Raw genomic sequence first — 18,148 nt, forward strand, 5'->3', positions numbered from 1 at the left:
CCCCATCACCGGCCGCACCCCCTTCAACCTCGCCCTGGCCATGGTCGGCACGCTGGCCGGCGCCTTCGTCACCGCCCTGCCGCGCGAGTTCTCGATGCGCGGCGGCGCGGCGGTGGCCGCGGTCGTCATCGGGGTGCTGATCATCGTGGTCTGCGTCGGCGCGGCGTTGCGGGACTTCTTCCGGCGGGAGCCCTGAGCCGCCGCCCCGGTCCCTGTATGTGTGGCGACCGGTGGGATCGTCGCGGCCTTACATCAGGGCACAACCTACTTTCGAGTGAAGAACCCCTGATTTTCACCTGTTATCAAGCGAAAAGCCGCCGCGGACCGATACGGTGGAACAGTCGCGCCGCACCCAGCGTGCACGAGAAACCGAGTCCTCCCGGATGTCTGTTCACTTGGCTACAGTGGCATCCATGCCGATCCGGGGGACCGTAGCACCGGCCAGGGCCGCCGCCACCGCAGTCGTGGCGGCCCTGGTCTGCGCCGCCTGCAGCAGCACCGTCAGTCAGCCGCCCGGGCACCTGGCGAACAGCGCCGTCGTCTCCACGAGCGCGAGCACCGGCGACTCCGACCGTCCCAGCGGCGCGCCGATGGCGCAGGATACGACCTCGCCCGGCGATCGGCCGAGCGGCGGGGCCATCAACGACTCGCAGCCCTCCTCCCCGGCCCGGTCCTCGACCTCGAAGGCCCCGGTGGCGCCGCCGCCCAGCCACCCGCAGCCGACGACCGCGCCGAAGCCGACCACGTCCGCGCCGCCGCCCCCGCCGCACACCAGCGTCACGCCCACCGGGCCGGTGATGGGCTCGCGGTCCAGCACGGTGCCCTCGACGCCGCCGCCGTCCATGTCGACCCGGTGAAATAGGGATCCGCTGAAGCAGCGGTCCACCGATAGCCGAGGGCCGCTGAAGCAGAAACAGAAAAGGGGCCCCGGCACGAAACCGAAGCCCCTCCCCACACACGCCGACCCCCGAGGCCGGCGCCCGCTCACCCCTCGAACTTGTACCCCAGCCCCCGCACCGTCACCAGGTGCACCGGCGTGCCGGGGTCCGGCTCGATCTTCGCCCGCAGCCGCTTGACGTGCACGTCCAGCGTCTTGGTGTCGCCGACGTAGTCCGCGCCCCACACCCGGTCGATCAGCTGCATCCGGGTCAGCACCCGGCCGGAGTTGCGCAGCAGCATCTCCAGCAGCTCGAACTCCTTAAGCGGCAGTTCCACCGGGCGGCCGTCGACCGTCACCTTGTGCCGGTCCACGTCCATCCGGACCGGGCCGGCCTCCAGGGCGCCGCCGTCCGGCTCGTCGCTGGCGGCCTGGCGGCGCAGCACGGCGCGGATGCGGGCCACCAGCTCACGGGCCGAGAAGGGCTTGGTGACGTAGTCGTCGGCGCCCAGTTCCAGGCCGACCACCTTGTCGATCTCGCTGTCCTTGGCGGTCAGCATGATCACCGGGACGTTGGACTTGGCCCGGATCTGCCGGCAGACCTCGGTGCCGGGCAGCCCCGGCAGCATCAGGTCCAGCAGCACCAGGTCGGCGCCGTGCCGGTCGAACTCCTCCAGCGCGGCAGGTCCCGAGTCGGCCACCGCCACCTCGAAGCCCTCGTTGCGCAGCATGTAGGACAGGGGGTCGCTGATCGAGTCCTCGTCCTCGACCACGAGTACACGGGTCACTTCGGGGTCCTCCCACTTGATATGGCTTGGTTGTTCACGCAGGGCCTCATCCGGCCGGTGCCAGATCGCGTTCCTGCACACTGACGGGGAGCTTCAAGGTGAAGGTGGAGCCGTTCCCCTCGGAGGACCACACCGTCACCTCCCCGCCGTGCGTGGCCGCGATGTGCTTGACGATCGACAGGCCCAGGCCCGTGCCTCCGGTGGCGCGCGAGCGCGCCGGATCGACGCGGTAGAACCGCTCGAAGATCCGCTCCAGGTCCCGTTCCGGTATCCCGATGCCCTGGTCGGTGACGGAGATCTCGACCACGTCGCCGTTGTGCTTGACGGTCACCGCCACGCGCGTGTCGTCCGGCGAGTAGTTGACCGCGTTCTCCACCAGGTTGCCCAGGGCCGCGGACAGCTGGGTCCGGTCCCCGCGCACCGCGACGTCGTCCTCGGCGTCCGCGACCAGCTCGATCCGGCGCGCGGCGGCGGTCTCGTAGCTGCGGTCCAGGGCCTCGGCCACCACCTCGGCCACGTGCACCAGCTGCGCCGAGGCGGCCAGCGGGGCGTCGATCTGGACCCGGGACAGGTCGATCAGGTCCTGGATCAGCGAGGTCAGGCGGTGCGCCTCCTGCTGCATCCGGGCCGCGAACCGGCGCACGGCCTCGGGGTCGTCGGAGGCCGACTGCACGGCCTCGGCCAGCAGCGACAGCGCCCCGACCGGGGTCTTGAGCTCGTGCGAGACGTTGGCCACGAAGTCGCGGCGCACCTCGTCCACCCGCCGGGCCTCGGTCCGGTCCTCGACCAGCACCAGCACCAGCGTCGCGCCCAGCGGGGCGATCCGGACGGTGGAGTGCAGCACGGCGGTGGAGCCGTGCGGGAGGTCCATCTCGACCTGGCGTATCTCGCCGTCCCGGCGCACCTGCCGGGCCAGGTCCAGCAGTTCCGGCGAGGTCAGACTGCGGGATTTGACCAGTCCCATGGCGTACGCCGCCGGGGAGGCCTTGACCACGGCGTCGCTGGCGTCCAGCACCACGGCTGAGCTGCGCAGCACCTGCAGGACCCCGGCCACCCCCGAGGGGACCGGATCGTCGTTCGGCGGTTCGGGCGAGCCCACACGTTCCCTTTCACTGAACCGGAAAGCCAACGCCCCGCTGACCCCGGTACCCAGGCCGATCAGCGCGGCCAGCCCGGCGGTCGCGGCATTGACGTTCACAGAGCCAACAGTAAGGGCGGTTTGCCCCGTGAACACTCCCACGGATCATTCCGCCGTACTTGTGTGGCCAAGAGTTCACTTCCAGGTCCCCATTGATTCACCGCCGACATTGTCTCGGGATGCCTGGACGGGGAAGAGTGGTCGGCGTCCGCACAGTACAGAAAGCACATGCGACGACAGGAGCGGGAACCCCATGCGCGACGCCTTCCACGAGGAACTCGACTCGATCAGCGAGACGCTGGTCGAGATGACGCGGCTGGTCGGCTCGGCCATGGCCCGCGCCACCACCGCGCTGCTGGACGCCGACCTGACGCTCGCCGAGTCGGTGATCGCCGCCGACGACAAGGTCGACGAACTGCAGCACACTCTGGACGACAACAGCTTCGACCTGCTGGCCCGGCAGCAGCCGGTGGCCGGCGACCTGCGCACCATCATCACCTCGCTGCGGATGAGCGCCGACCTGGAGCGGATGGGCGACCTGGCCCGGCACGTGGCCAAGGTGGCCCGGCGCCGCTACCCGCAGTCGGCGATACCGCCGGAGATCCGCGGCACCATCGTGGAGATGGGCGACATCGCCTCCGAGCTGGTCTCCAAGGTCGGCTCGATCATCGCCGCGCGCGACGTCGAGGCCGCCCTGGCCCTGGAGGCCGAGGACGACGAGATGGACCGCCTGCACCGCAGCCTGTTCAAATCGCTGATGGACGACAAGTGGAAGCACGGCATCGAGACCGCGGTGGACGTCACGCTGTGCGGGCGCTACTACGAGCGGTTCGCGGACCACGCGGTGTCGGTGGCCAAGCGGCTGGTGTTCCTGGTGACCGGGGAGCACCCGGAGGCGGCGGCCTGAGCGCCGGAACCGCCCGCACCGCCAGCACTGCCTCAACCACCTGAACCACCAGAACCAACGGATCCGGCCGCCTGTCCCCCTCGCGGACAGCCGGCCGGATCCTCACGTTCCTCGCGTTCCTCCGGTCAGGAGCTCAGCTCAGCGCGACCAGCTTCTGTACGTCCGTGATCACCTTCGCCAGGCCCGGCGCCCTGACGATCGCCATCGCCTGCTGCGGGGTCAGGCCGGGGCCCTGCGGGGCAGTCTCCACGGGCTTGCCGGGCTCGACTCCCCCCGTCGTATCGCCGGCCTTCGGGACGCCGCCGACCTCAAGGCTGAACAAAGGGTCGGGCGCCGTTCCGGCCCCGTACAGATACGTCCCGAACCGGCCCTTGCCGTCCGGGTGCGCCTGGGTGACCTTGCCGTTCGCCCCTGGTGCCCGGTAGCACAAGGAGCCGACCGGGCAGTCGACCGCCCGGGTGTCGTCCGGGATGGCGTACCACTGGAAGGTGTTGACCCCGTTGGGACCGACGAGTTCGAACCCCAGGGGTGTTCCCGGGTTGAGCTTCAACCGGAATCCCGGCGGCAGGACCTTGGCCGCCTCGGCGTTGATCTTCGCTTCGATGGCGTACCGCTCGCGGACCGCCGCGGCCGAGGCCGGGACCGATGGGTCCAGAAGCTGCCGGACCTTGGCGAATCCGGGTGCCTGCACCATCTGCTGGAAGGCCGCGGCGTCGATGGGGCCGGCCGTACCCTGGACGGAGCTGTAGATCATGAAGTAGATCTTCGGCGCGGCCAAGTCTGACGGGGCGTACTCGTACCAGGTCATGCCGTGCCCCGGCGCCGTCCGGATCGAACCGCCGGCCACGGCGACCGGCTTCGCCCCGGCTTTGTCAAGCACGTCGGTGGCGTTCCTGCCGCTGGGGTCCAGCTGCAAATAGCAGTCGATTCCGTGCCAACGGAGCGTGAACTCGGGCTCGAAGTCGCCGGTCGGCATGTCGATGATGGCGCCCGGTCGGGGGACGTCCTGGATCGTCACCCCGGCGGGCAGCAGCGGACGGAGCGCTCCCGGAAGCTGCTCGACGACCTCCCGCTGCCGATCCGCATACGTCGGCGCGTCGCTCTCATAAGCCCCCCCCGAGACCTTCCCGCTGTCGGTGCCGAGCGACCAGTCCCCGCTGCCCGACCCGCGCACCCCGCCGGCCACCGTCACCGCCCCGGCGACCACCGCCAGCACGCTCAGGGTCGCCCCGGCCACGGCGAACCCGCGCCGCCGACTCGCAGCCATCCCCTGCGCGATCGCGCCGTCGGCCAGATCCGTGCGGTGCATGGGCTCAGGCTCCTCGAAGAGCCGGCCGATCACGTCGTGGACCAAGAGGTCCGAATCATCTCGTGTCATATTCGCCTCACCTGGTTTCTACGGAGTCGGGAAGCAAGGTCGCGAAGTCGCCCAGCCGGTCGCGCAGCTGCGCGAGCCCGCGGGCGGACATGCTCTTCACCGTGCCGGTGCTGATTCCGAGCGCGGCGGCGGTCTGCTCGACGCTCTGGTCCTCCCAGTACCGCAGCGCCACCACCGCCCGCGTGCGCGGGGCCAACTCGGCCAGCGCGGCGAGGATGGTCAGCCGGACCGCGGCGTCGCCCTCGACGGCCGGCCGGTCGACCAGCCCCTCCAGTGACGCCGCTTCGCGCTGCCACTTGCGGCTGTCGAGAAAGCAGTTGTAGACCACGCGCCGGGCGTAGGCGTCGGGCAGATCCATCACCCGCACCCGGTGCCAGGACCGGAACATCCGCTGGTACGCGGTTTGGACCAGGTCCTCGGCAAGGTGCCAGTCACCGCACAGCACGTAGGCCGAACGCCTCAGGTGGCCCTGGCTTCCCGTGACGAAGTCCCGGAACTCCTCTTGGAGTTCCGGGTTGTTGCCTTTCCTGAGAGATCTCACGCAGATACAACCGGGGTCGGCGGGTGTTGGGTTCTAGGGGTTCTCCGTGCTTTCTTCACTGGGAGCTCTACATTTTCTCCAACGCCAGGTAGCGCAGGTACTCGTCGAGGTCGGCCGGGTTCCCGTCAGCCCGCTCGCGCGCGGTGGGCCGGCTGCGCACCGGCCGCTCCCCCGCCGCCTGCGACAGCCATACCGCCTCACCTCGGGTCAGGGCGGGCAGTGTCTTCTCGACGTCCTGGACGGTGCGGGCCGGCAGGTTCCCGTGCAGCGACCACGATTCCGACCCGCCCGCCGACACCTCGACCTCAGCTTCGGCCGCGACCAGCGCCGACAGCACGGCGGGCCCAGTGTCGGCCGGGACGTCCAGCTCGAAAGCATGACAGGGTTCGTACACCTCGGTCCCGGCTTCCGTCAGGGCCCGCATCAGCACGAACGGCGCCAGCTTCCGGAAGTCGCCGGCGACGCTGGTCACCGAGCAGAACCCGCTGTGCACCATCGTCACCACCACGTCCGTCACCGCCCAGCCGTCGAGCCCCTGCTCCAGCGTGCGCAGCACGGTCTCCTCGGTCGCGCGGTGGTAGACCGGCGGCAGCGCGCCGAGTTCGGTCTCGTAGCGGAACACCCGGCCGCTGCCCGGCGCGCCCGGCGCGACGCGGAACCCGAGCGTGGCACGGAACCTGGTGCTCGGGAAGTGGTTCATGTTCTCGCCGTACTCGCCGACGCCTACGGGCCGCTCGATGTAGACGGTCCGGCTCGGCTCGAAGAGCGCCTCGACGCCGTATTCGTCGGCCAGGGTCGCCGCGACGACCTCCTTCTGGACCTCGCCGTAGAGCAGCACCGAACTCTCGCCGCCGGGCAACGCGCGGGTGCGGATCAGCGGGTCCTGATCGGCCATCTCGATCAGGGCCGCGTGCAGCCGCGTCCGGTCGCCGTCCGCCGCCCGCACCACGGTCTCCAGGCTCGGCCGGGCGAAGTCGGCGGCGGTGTCGCTGGGAGTGCCGCCGACGGTGTCGGCGGCCTCCCCGGAGCCGAACCGGTCGCCGACCCGGATCCCGGACAGCCCCCTGACCTTCGCGATATCGCCGGGCCGGGCCTCGGCGGCGCCGGGGAGCCCGACGACCTCCAGGCCGGTGATGGTCCCGAACCCGGTGCGGTCCCGGGTGCGCAGCAGGCCGTCGCGCAGGCGCACATAGGCGGTCTTGTCCCCGGCCCGGCCGCGCTCGATCGCGAACACGGTCCCGCGGGTTTCGGCGTCCGCGTCGCCGGCCGCGTGCGGAAGCAGTTCCCGCACCCCGCCGACCAGTTCCGCGACGCCGACCCCGGTGATCGCCGAGCCGAAATACACCGGATACGCGCGGCCGAGGGCGGTCTGGCGGGCCAGGGCAGCGCGCAGTCCTCGCTCGTCGGGCAGGCGGTCCTCGACGAGCGCGGCCAGCACGGTTTCGTCATACTCGGCCAGCCGTTCGGCGTCGGACAGGTCCAGATCCGAAGGCCGCACGCGCGCCGCCTTCGTACCGACGCCCTCGACCTCGCTCACGGCGATCGCGCCCGGCGTGAGCAGCCGGCGCACGTCGGCGAGGAGCTCGTCCTGCCGCGCGCCGACCCGGTCCACCTTGTTCACGAACAGCAGGGTCGGCACCCGCAGCCGGCGCAGCGTCTTCATCAGCCGCCGAGTGTGCGCCTGCACGCCCTCGACCGCCGACAGCACCAGCACGGCGCCGTCCAGCACCCCCAGCGCGCGCTCCACTTCGGCGACGAAGTCGGAGTGCCCGGGGGTGTCGATCAGGTTGACCCGCAGGTCGCCGACGCTGAAAGCGGCGACCGCGGTCTTGATGGTGATGCCGCGGCGGCGCTCGAGCTCGCCACGGTCGGTCTGCGTGGTCCCGGCGTCCACGCTCCCGAGCCGGCCGATGCTCCCGGTCTCGAAGAGCAGGCGCTCGGTCAGGCTGGTCTTACCCGCGTCGACATGCGCGAGGATTCCGATGTTCACAGTGGGCACGGTGGGTCGCGTCCTCGAAAGCTCGATCCGAATGGGAAACGGAGATTTCGAAGCGACGGCGCATGCCCGTGCCCTTCCTCGTTCGACAACAGTCCCGACGTTACCGCCGCAGACTCGCAGCCGCCGGGCGGTGGCGCAACTGATTATTCGCGCGCACGCGACCGCCGACGGATGCGAGAATCCGCGGATGCCCGAGCTCTTCCTGATGGTCGGACTGCCCGGTGCCGGAAAGAGCACCCGGGCCGGGCGACTGGCGATCGAACACCGGGCCCTGCGTCTGAGCCCCGACGAGTGGATGCTTCCCCTGTTCGGCGTCGGCGACGTGGACGGCCGACGCGACATCGTCGAGGCCCGGCTGATCAGGCTGGCCTGGGACGCGTTGCACGTCGGCACGAACGTCGTTCTCGACTTCGGTTTCTGGGGCCGCGACGAGCGCACCGCGATCCGTTGGCTGGCAACCGGCGCCGGGGCCGTCAGTCACCTGGTCTACCTGCCGGTCGACCACGCCACCCAGCTTGAGCGAGTCGCGCACCGGCAGGCCACCAAGCCGTGGACGACGGTCCCGATCACCGAGGCCGACCTCCACGCCTGGCGCGCGGCCTTCGAGGAGCCCGACGAGGCCGAGCTGTCCGGCACCGGCGGCTTCGCGGCCCCGCCGCAGGGTTCCGTCGGTTGGCTCGAATGGCTCTCGTTGCGCTGGCCGACCCTCACGTTCCCCGAGGGCGAGGCAACGGGCCCCGGTCGGGCGGATCACGCCCGGCCGGAGCCCGCTTGAGGTTCGGACCCCCGAAAACCTACTTCTTGCCCTGGTTCTTGACCGCCTCGATCGACTCCGCCGCGGCCTTCGGGTCCAGGTACTCCCCGCCGGTCTTCGTCGGCCGCAGGTCGCCGTCCAGCGTGTAGAGCAGCGGGACGCCGGTGGGGATGTTCAGGGCAGCGATGTCCTCGTCCGAGATCCCGTCCAGGTGCTTCACCAGCGCGCGCAGTGAGTTGCCGTGTGCGGCCACCAGTACCGTGTTGCCCGCGCGCAGGTCCGGGACGATCGCGTCGTACCAGTAGGGCAGCATGCGGCCGACGACGTCCTTCAGGCACTCGGTCTGCGGACGCAGTTCGGTCGGCAGACCGGCGTAGCGCGGGTCCTCGTACTGCGAGTACTTGTCGTCCACGGCCAGCGGCGGCGGCGGGACGTCGTAGGACCGGCGCCACAGCATGAACTGCTCCTCGCCGAACTCCGCCAGCGTCGCGGCCTTGTCCTTGCCCTGCAGCGCGCCGTAGTGCCGCTCGTTCAGCCGCCAGCTGCGGCGCACCGGGATCCAGTGCCGGTCGGCGGCCTCCAGCGCGATGTTCGCGGTGCGGATCGCGCGGCGCAGCACCGAGGTGTGGACCACGTCCGGCAGCAGGTCGCGCTCGCGCAGCAGCTCGCCGCCGCGCACGGCCTCGGCCTCGCCCTTGGCGTTGAGATTGACGTCCACCCAGCCGGTGAACAGGTTCTTGGCGTTCCACTCGCTCTCGCCGTGGCGGAGCAGGATCAGGCGTGATTCGGCGGTCATGGCGCCAGCCTACTTCGGGGCTTCCGGCCCGTTCTCGTCCCGGGTGTCCGGTGTCCGCTCGATGAGATGGCGGAAGGCTGCGAGGTTCGCCAGCGACTCCCCGCGGGACGTCCGCCACTCCCATTCGCGCCGGATCGCGGAGGCGAAGCCCAGCTCCAGGAGCTGGTCGAAGGAGGAGTCGGAGGCCGCTACCGCCTCGCCGAGGAGCTGGTCCACGACCTCCGGGGTGATCAGGCCCAGCGGCAGCCGGCCGACCAGATACACGTCGCCGAGCCGGTCCAGGGCGAAGGCCAGCGAGCCGAGCCGGGTGTTGCGCTCCAGCAGCCAGCGGTAGACGCCCTCGTGGTTCTCGTCGGGCCGGCGGGCCACGAACGCGTTGAGCGACAGCGTGTGGTCGCCGACCACCAGCGAGCACGTGGTCCACAGCTTGTGCTCGCCGGGGAGCTTCACGACGAACGTGCCGTCCTCGGGCCGCTCGTACTCCACCCTGGCGTCGGCCAGCGCGTCCAGCACCGCCGAACGCGCGGCGGCCTTGATGCCTTCTCGATCACCACCCATGGGTCCGACCTTATTGCCGCGCTACCGGTCCCGCGCTATCGGTCCCGCACTTGCTTGCCGCGCACTATTGGCCCGCGCACAACTCGCGGTACCGGAACGCGCGCAGATCCTCTATAGAGCGGCTGTAGACGTCGGCGGTCGCAGCCGCAGTCGCGGACCAGCCGAAGCATGCCGCGTGCTCGACGGCGTTCTCGCCGTAGTCGGCCAGCAGATGCGGCGCGTCGAGCAGCCGGGCGACCGCGGTGGCGTAGTCCGCCGGGTCATGGCCGGTGACCAGGATGCCGGAGCGGCCGTCGGCCACGGCCGTGGCCAGGCCGCCGACCCGCGCGGCCACCACCGGCGTGCCGCAGGCCTGCGCCTCTATGGCGACCAGGCCGAAGGATTCGCTGTAGGACGGCACGACGGCGATGTCCGCGGCCCGGTACCAGTCGGCCAGCCGGGTCTGGTCCACCGGCTTCACGAACCGCACCACGTCCGCGATCCCCAGCCGGCGCGCCAGCCGGTGCAGGTGCGTGGGCTCGGCCAGCCCCGATCCGCTGGGCCCGCCGACCACGGCGACCACCAGCTTGTCCCGGCGCTCCGGGGACCGCGCGATCAGCTCGGCGGCGGCCCGCAGCAATACGTCCGGGGCCTTCAGCGGCTGGATCCGGCCGACGAAGACCAGCACCGAGGCGTCCGCCGGCAGCCCCACCGACTCCCGGGCCGCCGCCTTGTCCCCCGGACGGAAGCGGTCCAGGTCCACACCGGGGTTCACGGTCGACACCCGGTCCGGGTCGGCGTCGTACAGCCGCACCAGCTCCGAGGCCTCCTGGTCGGTGTTGGCGATGAGCCGGTCGGCGGCGTCCACCACCTGGTCCTCGCCGACCAGCCGGGCCGTGGGCTCCGGGTCGTCGCCGAGCGCCAGGGCGGCGTTCTTCACCTTGCCCAGGGTGTGCATGGAGTGGATCAGCGGGACGCCCCAGCGCTCCTTGGCCAGCCAGCCCACCTGGCCGGAGAGCCAGTAGTGGGAGTGGATCAGGTCGTAGTAGCCGGGCTCGTGCATGGCCTCGGTGCGCAGCACGCCGGAGGTGAAGGCGCACAGCTGGCCCGGCAGGTCCTCCTTGGACAGGCCCTCGTAGGGACCGGCCGTGACGTGTCTCACCAGGACGCCGGGGGCGAGGTCGACGGCCGGGGGCAGCGCGCCGGTGGTGGCCCGCGTGAAGATCTCCACCTCGATGCCGAGGTCGGCGAGCCGCCGCGAGAGCTCCACTATGTAGACGTTCATGCCGCCGGCGTCGCCGGTACCCGGCTGGTGCAGCGGGGAAGTGTGCACGGACAGCAGCGCCACACGCCTGGGCAGCGATTCCAAGGCGTTTTACCTCCTACGTCGGGAATCCGGGCACGGCTGTGTGGCCGACAACGATGCAACGGCGGGACCTCGGCGGCGCATTCCCGGCAAGCCCGGGACCGGCACCGGACGGCACCGGCCGGCCACCGACCGGACCGGGTATCGGTCCGATCATCCGATGACTTTACGGTGCATTGCCCGGATCGCCGTGCCGGTGACTGATCGGTGAGACGCGGGGCGGACGCGCGCTCAGAACCCGGTATCCGCGGCACAAAAGGACCCGGCCCCGTGCAGCCGTCCACGCGGGGACGCGAACGACACGGGGCCGGGCAGGCGCGCGGGTCTGCACTCGCACACCGCCGAGGGTCGGGCTCCCTCGGAGGGCTCTCAGAGTGGCATGTCCGATGTCAAAACCACATAAGAAAATTGACTACGCGTCGTAGTAGATACTCGAAGGTCAGCGCCTTCCCCAAGGTCACGGGCCTATTTGCGAGCGTATGGCGCGGAGGTGGCGCGCATCGATGTCTTTATATCGGGCCCCTCGCAGGCCCATCCCGACAGCGGTGTCGAGGCGCGCGCCACCGGAAAGCTGCCGTCAGACATCGCGCACGTGCCCCGCATCACACCAGCAAGCATCCGCTTGCAATTGCAAGCACTCGCGTGCCACGCTGAACGCATGCCCCACAATCCCCTGGGAGCCCTCCCGATCGGGCCGCTCGGCGAGTACATCCGCGAGCAGCGCCGCAGCGCGCAGTACTCAGTGCGGCAGCTGGCGCAGGCCGCGGGGGTGTCGAATCCCTACCTCAGCCAGATCGAGCGGGGGTTGCGCAAGCCCAGTGCGGAGATCTTGCAGCAGCTTGCGAAGGCGCTGCGGATCTCGGCCGAGACGCTGTATGTGCGGGCCGGGCTGTTGGACGGAGGCGCCGACGTCGATCCAGACGCGGCGACCGAGAAGGTGCGGGCCGCTGTCGCGGACGACCCGTGGCTCAGTGCGCGGCAGAAGCGTGCGCTGCTCGACATCTATGAGGCGTTCCGGTTGGAGAGCGCTCGGGATGTGGCGGCGCGGGATGCCAAGAACGACGAAGACATCGACGGCATCGAAGACATCGAAGACGAAGACAACCGTGAGATCCGTGGCTCGGCGGTGGCCGGGCCCACCGAGCAGTGAATCGAGAAGGAGCCCTCATGAACCTGGTGGACAGTGCCCGCAAGACCGTGACGACCAGCGTCACCAACCCCAAGCCCTTCTACTTCGCCGCCGGTGTCGGTGACGCCGCGGTGGCCGCGCTCAAGGACGCGCCGGCGCTGCTGACCGAGGCCGGGACGAAGGCCGGCGAGGTGGCGACCTCCGTGGCCGGCAAGGTCGCCGGGGTGGCCGAGAGCGTGCAGTCGAAGATCGCGCTGGGCCAGTTCCAGGACGACGCCAAGGCGCTGCGCGAGAAGATCTCCGAGCCGGACCTGCGCGCCGCCCGGGAGAAGGCCCAGACCCTGCTGCTGATGCAGGTGGGCCGGGCGCTGGAGATCGCGGGCAAGGCCGTGGAGACCTACGACGGCTACTCCGAGCGCGGCAAGACCGTCGTGGACCGGGTGCTGGCCGGCCGGGCCACCGAGGTCGAGGTGGTCGCGGTGCAGGAGACCCGGGGCGCCGAGGCGGTGCGGGTCGAGTCGGTCGTGGTGATCGAGGACGAGGAGCCGAAGACCGCGGCCGCGCCGGCCGGCAAGCCCGCCGCGTCGGCCAAGTCCGAGGCCGCCGCCCCCAAGGCCGCCGCCGAGCAGCCGCAGGCCAAGGCCAAGGCGACCGGCGGCAGCAGCTCCGGCACCGCCAAGAAGGCCACGCCCCGCCGCACCGCCAACGGCAGCGCCGCCAAGAAGACCGGCGACGCCTGAGCACGGCGACCGCCAGTAGGCCGCGATCGTTGGTAGATCGCGAGGAGACTGGGAACGAGCCCGCCGGTCGCGTACGTTGAACGTAGCGACCGGCAGGCACCCTGGACCCAACCGTAGAAGGAGGACGACGGAATGATCGGCTCCGCACTGCGCGACGGCCTGACCAGCTTCCTCGCCATCATCTCCCTGGCCGTTCTGGTCGGGCAGGTCGTCGTCCTGGTCGACGCCGCCCTGCGGCGCGAGGACGCCTACCGCGCCGCCGGCAAGCTCACCAAGCCCGGCTGGCTGATCATCCTCACCGTGGCGATCGCCGCGAACCTGCTGCTGGGCCTGCTGTTCACCATCGTCGGCGTGGTGGTCGCGATGGTCTACTGGGTGGACGTCCGCCCGGCGCTGAAGCAAGTCGCCGGCCCCAAGCGCAAGAGCGGCAGCGGTAGCAACCAGGGCCCGTACGGCGGCTGGTGAGGACCCAGACGCTGCCCTACGCCGGCCCGGCCGGCGGGGGGACCGTCGAGTACGCCCTGGCCGGCACCGCCGGCCCGCCCACCACAGTGTTCCTGCACGGCCTGGCCGGCTCCATCGAGGACACCCGGCCGCTGGCCTCCGGCGTGCCCGGCCGCAAGGTCTTCGCGCATCTGCCCGGCCACGGCGCCTCCACCGGCCCGGACCCGCTCGGCTACGACACCCTGGCCGCGGCCGCCCTGGCCGTCGCCGATCACGAGCACGCCACCGCGGCCTTCGGCGTCTCGCTCGGCGCGGCCACCCTGCTCCGCGTGCTGAGCCGCACGCCTGACCGCTTCGAGCGGGTGGTGCTGTACCTGCCGGCCGTCGCCGACGTCCCGCGCCGCCCCGAAGCCGTCGCCCCGCACCGCGATCTCGCCTCCCGACTGGCAGCCGCGGACGTCCCCGGCGTCGCCGACGCCCTCCTGCGCACCCAGCCGCTCGCGGTCCGCGACTCGCCGATCGCCCGCGACTGGGCCGAGCGCCGGGCTGAGGAACTGGTCGCCGAGGACCGCGACCCGGGACGCTGGCTCCCGCTCGCGACGGCCGTGCCGCTGGATCCGGAGGGCCTGGAGCGGCTGCGCGCCGTCACGGTCCCGGTCCTCGTGATCGCCCAGGAGGGCGATCCGGCGCATCCGGTCCAGACCGCGCGCCGGGTGGCGCGGGCCCTGCCCACGGCCCGGCTGGAGGTCTTCGACGCCGCCGGCGCACTGTGGGGCCACCGCGCCGAACTCAGGGCCCTCACCACCGAATTCCTGGGCTCGATCGGGAACCTTTTGCGATGATATACGTTCGGTAACACACCGGCCTCGACCTGCGATTTCTTTTCTCAGGGTTTTCTCACAGCGGTCTCAGCGAATCCCTGGGGCGCGCGGGTCATAGTTATCTCACCCCCGAAAAACCCGGGAGAGCCCGACTCCCGGACGGTGTGGCTGCTGACGAGACGGCCACGCCGGGCCCCGGTCCCTTGGGACCGGGGCGTCGGGTCAACTCGCAGGACCCCTGGGAATGTGGACCGGTGGGGGCGCCGCTCACGCGGCGTCTGGTGTGTGGGATGCAAGATGCAGGACCCGGACCGCCCGTCCGGTGAGGCCGCTCAGCCCTCCTCCCTGAGCAGCGGCCACGCCGGCGGGCGGTTCGGCTTTTCCGGACACCCCAGCAGACGAGCGCATAGCGGCTGGCTTTAAAGCGCGCTTAACGGGCACGTGCTCTGATTGGCACCGCGCGCCGCGGCGCGAGCCGGCCTGGGACTGCTCCCGCCGCGACGCGCCTCTTCTCAGAACCAGGACTTGCTCACACCAGAACCTGCTCACATCAGAGCACGCTCACATCAGAGCACGCTCACATCAGAACCCGCTCACGCCTGCCGCGCCCGCCGCGCCCCGGCCGGGCTCTCCTCGGGCGTGGCCAGATGGCCGGTGGTGAGCAGCTCCAGCGCCGCCAACAGCACCGGGCGCATCTCCTCCGGCAGCGAGCCGATCGCCTCTGCGTGGACCCGGTCCACGATCGCCTGGGTGCGCTCGGCCATCTCGGCGCCGGCGTCGGTGACCGCGATGACGCGGGCCCGGCGGTCGCCCGCCGAGGGCCGGCGCTCGGCCAGGCCCGCCTTCTCCAGGGCGTCGACCGTCACCACCATCGTGGTCTTGTCCATGTCGCCGAGCTCGGCGATCTGGATCTGGGTGCGTTCCTCCTCCAGCGCCTTGACCAGCACGCAGTGCATGCGCGCGGTCATGCCGACCTCGGCCAGCGCCGCGGCCATCTTGGTGCGCAGGACGTGGGAGGTGTGGTCGAGCAGGTACGACAGGTCGGGCGCCGTGCGCTCCGCGGTGCCGGCGGTGCGGGCGGGGGCCAGGGAGGTCATATCCACAGTCTAGCGCGGCATAGCTCTCCAAGTAGATCTTCCCGAGAAGGATTGTCTACTTCAAAACTATCCGCTACGGTCAGTCCTGTCGGCGCCGGGCCCCAGCGCACCTTCCTCGTCACTGAGCTCCCCAGGAGTGATCATGTCCTTCGCATCCCGTCCCGCCGGCGCCTCGCGGCGCCTGGCGCTGGCCGTGATCGCCACCAGCGCCCTGATGGCGGTGCTGGACGGCAGCATCGTCACCGTCGCGATGCCGTCCATCCAGTCCCACCTGGGCTTCTCCTCGGCCGGCCTGAGCTGGGTGGTGAACAGCTACCAACTGGCCTTCGGCGGTCTGCTGCTGCTCGCCGGACGGCTCGGCGACCTGCTCGGCCGCAAGCGGGTGTTCCTGGCCGGCATGGCGTTGTTCGTGGCGGCCTCGGCGGTGGCCGGGGCCGCGACCTCGCCGGCGATGCTGGTCGCGGCCCGGTTCGGGCAGGGGGTCGGCGGCGCGGCGTCGTCCGCGGTGAGCCTGGGCATCCTGGTCACGCTGTTCACCGAACCGCGTGAGCGGGCCAAGGCGCTGGGCGTGTTCGCGTTCACCGGGGCGGCCGGCGCCTCGATCGGCCAGGTGCTCGGCGGCGTCCTGACCGACGCGCTGAGCTGGCACTGGATCTTCATGATCAACATCCCGATCGGCCTGGCGACGCTGGCCGCCGCGGTGAAGGCGATCCCCGCCGACCGCGGCGCCGGACTGCGCTCCGGGGTGGACGTGCTCGGCGCGCTGCTGGTCACCGGCGGCCTGATGCTCGCGATCTACACCGTGGTCGGCACCGCGACGGCCGGCTGGACCTCGGCCCGCACCCTGGGCCTCGGCACGCTGTCCGCCCTGCTGATCGCCGGCTTCTTCGGCCGCCAGGCCACCGCCGCCGCCCCGCTCATGCCGCTGCGGATCCTGCGCTCACGCGGCGTGGCCGGCGGCAACGCGGTGCAGCTGCTGATGATCGCCGCGATGTTCGCCTTCCAGATCGTGGTGGCCTTGGACATGCAGAAGGTGCTCGGCTACGACGCCACCAGGACCGGCCTGGCCATGCTGCCCGCGGCGGTCGCGATCGGGGCGGTGGCGCTCGGCGTGTCAGCGCGGCTGATCGCGCGGTTCGGCGCCCGCACGGTCCTGGTCGCGGGCCTGGTGCTGCTGATCGGCGCGCTGGCCCTGCTGCTCCGGATGCCGACGCACGCGCACTACGTTCCCGACCTGCTGCCGACCATGGTGCTGATCGCCGGCGGCGGTCTGGCCATGCCCGCGGCGGCCGGGCTGGGCATGTCCGGGGCCCGGGAGCAGGACGCCGGGGTGGTGTCCGGGCTCTTCAACACCACGCAGCAGATCGGCGCGGCCTTCGGCGCGGCGGTGCTGTCCACCCTGGCCGCCGGCCGGACGGCGCACCTGCTGCGGGCCGGCCACGACCCGGCGGACGCCCTGAGCAGCGGCTACCACGTGGCGTTCGCGATCGGGGTCGCGCTGCTGGTCGCGGCGCTGCTGGTGGCGGTGTTCGGGCTGCGGGGCGTCGGGTCCGGGTCCGACGCCCCGGAGGCGGCGGGCGACGCCGACACCGCCGAGGCGCCGCGCCAGACCACCTCAGGCCTCGACCTCGCGCCGACCGCCTGACTGCCGAACCGCGTGCCGCCTGACCGCTCAGGCCTGCCCGACCGCGAGCCCTTCGACGCCGACCGCGTCGGAGGGCTCGCGCGTACGCAGTCCGAGCAGAGCACTGAACACGCAGTACCCCAGGAACGCCGCCAGCGCCTCGACCGCAGCGGCGGGCAGATCGACATCAGCCTTGAACACCAAGTCGGGCAGCTTCAACACGACGCCGGCCGCCGCCGAGATCGTGACCGCCGAACGCCACGGATGCCGCCGCATCTCCAGCCAGCTCATCAGGCGCGGCATCCGCTCGACCGCCACGGCCCACGTGCCAGTCACCAAGCCGTACAGCTGAGCACTCCACGTCCAGCGCTCGGCCAGCGCAGCACAGCAGTCGACGATCACGTCGAGCGTCGAGGCGCCGCCGACGACCGTGCCGGCCCGCAGCCGGGCGCGGACGCTGAAGACCATCGCGACCGGCACCGCGAGCGCCACCAGCGCCGACATCGCCCCCTCGGTCCAGCCCGCGTGGGCGATGTTCCCGGCCGAGACCACGGCGATCGGCGCCAGGGCCAGGACCGCGACGGCCTGGGCCCGCACCACCGTCGCCAGGGTCCGCGGGGTCCGGCCGAGCAGCCAGGGGGCGATCACCGCGAGCAGGAAGGCCGTGCCCGCGCACATCGCCGCCACCTGGGCCAACAGCGCCGGGACCGCGTAGTAAACAGCCTGATTCGGCCACGGCGCCGCGGGCGCGCCGCCCCGCAACGCCAACCCCGCGGCGCCGACCGAGGCGATCACACAGGCCACGAGGGCCCAGGCGGCGATCCGCGCGCTGTGCAGGGCGCAGTCGCGGTTGAACTCGGCGGCCAGCTCTTCCGGGGCGCCGAAACGCGCGGTCGCCCGCCGGGCCGCGGCCTGCGGCGTCTGCCCGGCCGCCTCCTCCTCGGCGACCAGATCGGCCAGGTGTGCCGAGACCTCGCTGACGATGCGCCGGCGGCCTCGCAGGCCGACCCGGAGTCGCCAGGCCAGGTCGTCGGCGTAGGCCTCGATGGAGCGGTACGGCGTCGTGCCGCCGGCCTGTCGCACGGCATCGGCCTGTCGCAAGGCATCAGCCTGCTGCACGTCATCGGCCTGCTGCGCGCCGCCGACCCGTCGCGCGGCACCGAGCCGCCGCAGCCCGGGCCTCACGCGCCCACCGCCCCGACTGCCCCGACT

19 protein-coding genes are annotated in these 18,148 nt (G+C 71.5%); 8 read left to right on the top strand and 11 right to left on the bottom strand.

Annotation, left to right across the window (positions count from 1 at the left end; all coding sequences use genetic code 11):
* Nucleotides 1-196, top strand: a 196-nt coding sequence (locus KGQ19_RS39245; protein WP_212018947.1) for a hypothetical protein, incomplete at its 5' end; no start/stop codon positions are given.
* A gap of 309 nt (nucleotides 197-505) precedes the next feature.
* Here KGQ19_RS39245 and KGQ19_RS39250 read toward each other — a convergent pair.
* From KGQ19_RS39250 to KGQ19_RS39260, 3 genes are all read right to left on the bottom strand, one after another.
* On the bottom strand, nucleotides 506-844 hold the full coding sequence (locus KGQ19_RS39250) for a hypothetical protein (RefSeq protein ID WP_212018949.1): 339 nt from the start codon (nucleotides 842-844) through the stop codon (nucleotides 506-508).
* Between the two features lie 140 nt (nucleotides 845-984).
* The gene (locus tag KGQ19_RS39255; RefSeq protein ID WP_194899711.1) at nucleotides 985-1,665 is read right to left on the bottom strand and encodes a response regulator; all 681 of its coding nucleotides are present in this window, start codon (nucleotides 1,663-1,665) and stop codon (nucleotides 985-987) included.
* Nucleotides 1,666-1,711: 46 nt separating this feature from the next.
* Nucleotides 1,712-2,863 (bottom strand): sensor histidine kinase, encoded by a 1,152-nt coding sequence (locus tag KGQ19_RS39260; protein ID WP_307856643.1) that lies wholly within the window; start codon nucleotides 2,861-2,863, stop codon nucleotides 1,712-1,714.
* 193 nt (nucleotides 2,864-3,056) lie between these two features.
* Between KGQ19_RS39260 and phoU the strand changes: the two genes are divergently transcribed.
* A complete protein-coding gene (phoU, locus tag KGQ19_RS39265) occupies nucleotides 3,057-3,710 on the top strand; it encodes a phosphate signaling complex protein PhoU (protein WP_212018951.1) in 654 nt (217 codons plus the stop codon).
* A 133-nt stretch (nucleotides 3,711-3,843) separates the two neighbouring features.
* Here phoU and KGQ19_RS39270 read toward each other — a convergent pair whose 3' ends face one another.
* The 3 genes from KGQ19_RS39270 to KGQ19_RS39280 form a co-directional block, all read right to left on the bottom strand.
* Nucleotides 3,844-5,088, bottom strand: coding sequence for a hypothetical protein (locus KGQ19_RS39270; protein WP_212018953.1), 1,245 nt, complete (start codon nucleotides 5,086-5,088; stop codon nucleotides 3,844-3,846).
* Nucleotides 5,089-5,095: 7 nt separating this feature from the next.
* A complete protein-coding gene (locus tag KGQ19_RS39275; RefSeq protein ID WP_212018955.1) occupies nucleotides 5,096-5,629 on the bottom strand; it encodes a SigE family RNA polymerase sigma factor in 534 nt (177 codons plus the stop codon).
* A 67-nt stretch (nucleotides 5,630-5,696) separates the two neighbouring features.
* Nucleotides 5,697-7,628, bottom strand: a complete 1,932-nt coding sequence (locus KGQ19_RS39280) for a GTP-binding protein (protein ID WP_212018957.1) — start codon at nucleotides 7,626-7,628, stop codon at nucleotides 5,697-5,699.
* Between the two features lie 187 nt (nucleotides 7,629-7,815).
* Here KGQ19_RS39280 and KGQ19_RS39285 point away from each other — a divergent pair, with 187 nt between their 5' ends.
* Nucleotides 7,816-8,403, top strand: coding sequence for a P-loop nucleotide/nucleoside kinase family protein (locus KGQ19_RS39285; protein WP_212018959.1), 588 nt, complete (start codon nucleotides 7,816-7,818; stop codon nucleotides 8,401-8,403).
* A gap of 19 nt (nucleotides 8,404-8,422) precedes the next feature.
* On the opposite strand, the gene KGQ19_RS39290 is transcribed toward KGQ19_RS39285, so the two are convergent.
* From KGQ19_RS39290 to mshA, 3 genes are all read right to left on the bottom strand, one after another.
* On the bottom strand, nucleotides 8,423-9,178 hold the full coding sequence (locus KGQ19_RS39290; RefSeq protein WP_212018961.1) for a phosphoglyceromutase: 756 nt from the start codon (nucleotides 9,176-9,178) through the stop codon (nucleotides 8,423-8,425).
* 9 nt (nucleotides 9,179-9,187) lie between these two features.
* Nucleotides 9,188-9,736, bottom strand: a complete 549-nt coding sequence (locus tag KGQ19_RS39295) for a type III secretion system chaperone family protein (RefSeq protein ID WP_212018963.1) — start codon at nucleotides 9,734-9,736, stop codon at nucleotides 9,188-9,190.
* A 64-nt stretch (nucleotides 9,737-9,800) separates the two neighbouring features.
* Complete coding sequence (gene mshA, locus KGQ19_RS39300; protein ID WP_212018965.1) at nucleotides 9,801-11,084, bottom strand: D-inositol-3-phosphate glycosyltransferase; 1,284 nt, start codon at nucleotides 11,082-11,084, stop codon at nucleotides 9,801-9,803.
* A gap of 670 nt (nucleotides 11,085-11,754) precedes the next feature.
* On the opposite strand from mshA, the gene KGQ19_RS39305 reads away from it, so the two are divergent.
* The 4 genes from KGQ19_RS39305 to KGQ19_RS39320 all read left to right on the top strand — a co-directional run bounded on the left by KGQ19_RS39305 (nucleotide 11,755) and on the right by KGQ19_RS39320 (nucleotide 14,236).
* Nucleotides 11,755-12,231: a helix-turn-helix domain-containing protein gene (locus KGQ19_RS39305; RefSeq protein WP_368862230.1), complete on the top strand. Its 477-nt coding sequence runs from the start codon at nucleotides 11,755-11,757 to the stop codon at nucleotides 12,229-12,231.
* Between the two features lie 17 nt (nucleotides 12,232-12,248).
* Entirely contained in the window at nucleotides 12,249-12,950 is a 702-nt protein-coding gene (locus KGQ19_RS39310; RefSeq protein WP_212018967.1) for a hypothetical protein, read from the top strand.
* A 132-nt stretch (nucleotides 12,951-13,082) separates the two neighbouring features.
* Nucleotides 13,083-13,415, top strand: a complete 333-nt coding sequence (locus KGQ19_RS39315; RefSeq protein WP_212018969.1) for a DUF2516 family protein — start codon at nucleotides 13,083-13,085, stop codon at nucleotides 13,413-13,415.
* Entirely contained in the window at nucleotides 13,412-14,236 is an 825-nt protein-coding gene (locus KGQ19_RS39320) for an alpha/beta fold hydrolase (protein ID WP_212018971.1), read from the top strand. The genes KGQ19_RS39315 and KGQ19_RS39320 overlap by 4 nt, the downstream gene beginning before the upstream one ends.
* Nucleotides 14,237-14,808: 572 nt before the next feature.
* Here KGQ19_RS39320 and KGQ19_RS39325 read toward each other — a convergent pair.
* A complete protein-coding gene (locus tag KGQ19_RS39325) occupies nucleotides 14,809-15,312 on the bottom strand; it encodes a MarR family winged helix-turn-helix transcriptional regulator (protein WP_212018974.1) in 504 nt (167 codons plus the stop codon).
* A 142-nt stretch (nucleotides 15,313-15,454) separates the two neighbouring features.
* Here KGQ19_RS39325 and KGQ19_RS39330 point away from each other — a divergent pair, with 142 nt between their 5' ends.
* Entirely contained in the window at nucleotides 15,455-16,957 is a 1,503-nt protein-coding gene (locus KGQ19_RS39330; protein ID WP_230420133.1) for an MFS transporter, read from the top strand.
* Nucleotides 16,958-16,984: 27 nt separating this feature from the next.
* Here KGQ19_RS39330 and KGQ19_RS39335 read toward each other — a convergent pair.
* On the bottom strand, nucleotides 16,985-18,148 hold a 1,164-nt coding region (locus KGQ19_RS39335), incomplete at its 5' end, for a permease prefix domain 1-containing protein (RefSeq protein ID WP_212018976.1).

Origin of the sequence: Catenulispora pinistramenti (assembly GCF_018274385.1) — a bacterium.
GTDB classification, from domain to species: Bacteria; Actinomycetota; Actinomycetes; order Streptomycetales; family Catenulisporaceae; genus Catenulispora; species Catenulispora pinistramenti.

Bases quoted from the DNA above. Each gene is read 5' to 3' on its own strand.
- KGQ19_RS39270 (WP_212018953.1), bottom strand. From the start codon at position 5,088: ATGACACGAGATGATTCGGACCTCTTGGTCCACGACGTGATCGGCCGG.
- phoU (WP_212018951.1), top strand. From the start codon at position 3,057: ATGCGCGACGCCTTCCACGAGGAACTCGACTCGATCAGCGAGACGCTG.
- KGQ19_RS39315 (WP_212018969.1), top strand. From the start codon at position 13,083: ATGATCGGCTCCGCACTGCGCGACGGCCTGACCAGCTTCCTCGCCATC.
- KGQ19_RS39330 (WP_230420133.1), top strand. From the start codon at position 15,455: ATGTCCTTCGCATCCCGTCCCGCCGGCGCCTCGCGGCGCCTGGCGCTG.
- KGQ19_RS39250 (WP_212018949.1), bottom strand. From the start codon at position 844: ATGGACGGCGGCGGCGTCGAGGGCACCGTGCTGGACCGCGAGCCCATC.
- KGQ19_RS39285 (WP_212018959.1), top strand. From the start codon at position 7,816: ATGCCCGAGCTCTTCCTGATGGTCGGACTGCCCGGTGCCGGAAAGAGC.
- KGQ19_RS39295 (WP_212018963.1), bottom strand. From the start codon at position 9,736: ATGGGTGGTGATCGAGAAGGCATCAAGGCCGCCGCGCGTTCGGCGGTG.
- KGQ19_RS39325 (WP_212018974.1), bottom strand. From the start codon at position 15,312: ATGACCTCCCTGGCCCCCGCCCGCACCGCCGGCACCGCGGAGCGCACG.
- KGQ19_RS39310 (WP_212018967.1), top strand. From the start codon at position 12,249: ATGAACCTGGTGGACAGTGCCCGCAAGACCGTGACGACCAGCGTCACC.
- KGQ19_RS39290 (WP_212018961.1), bottom strand. From the start codon at position 9,178: ATGACCGCCGAATCACGCCTGATCCTGCTCCGCCACGGCGAGAGCGAG.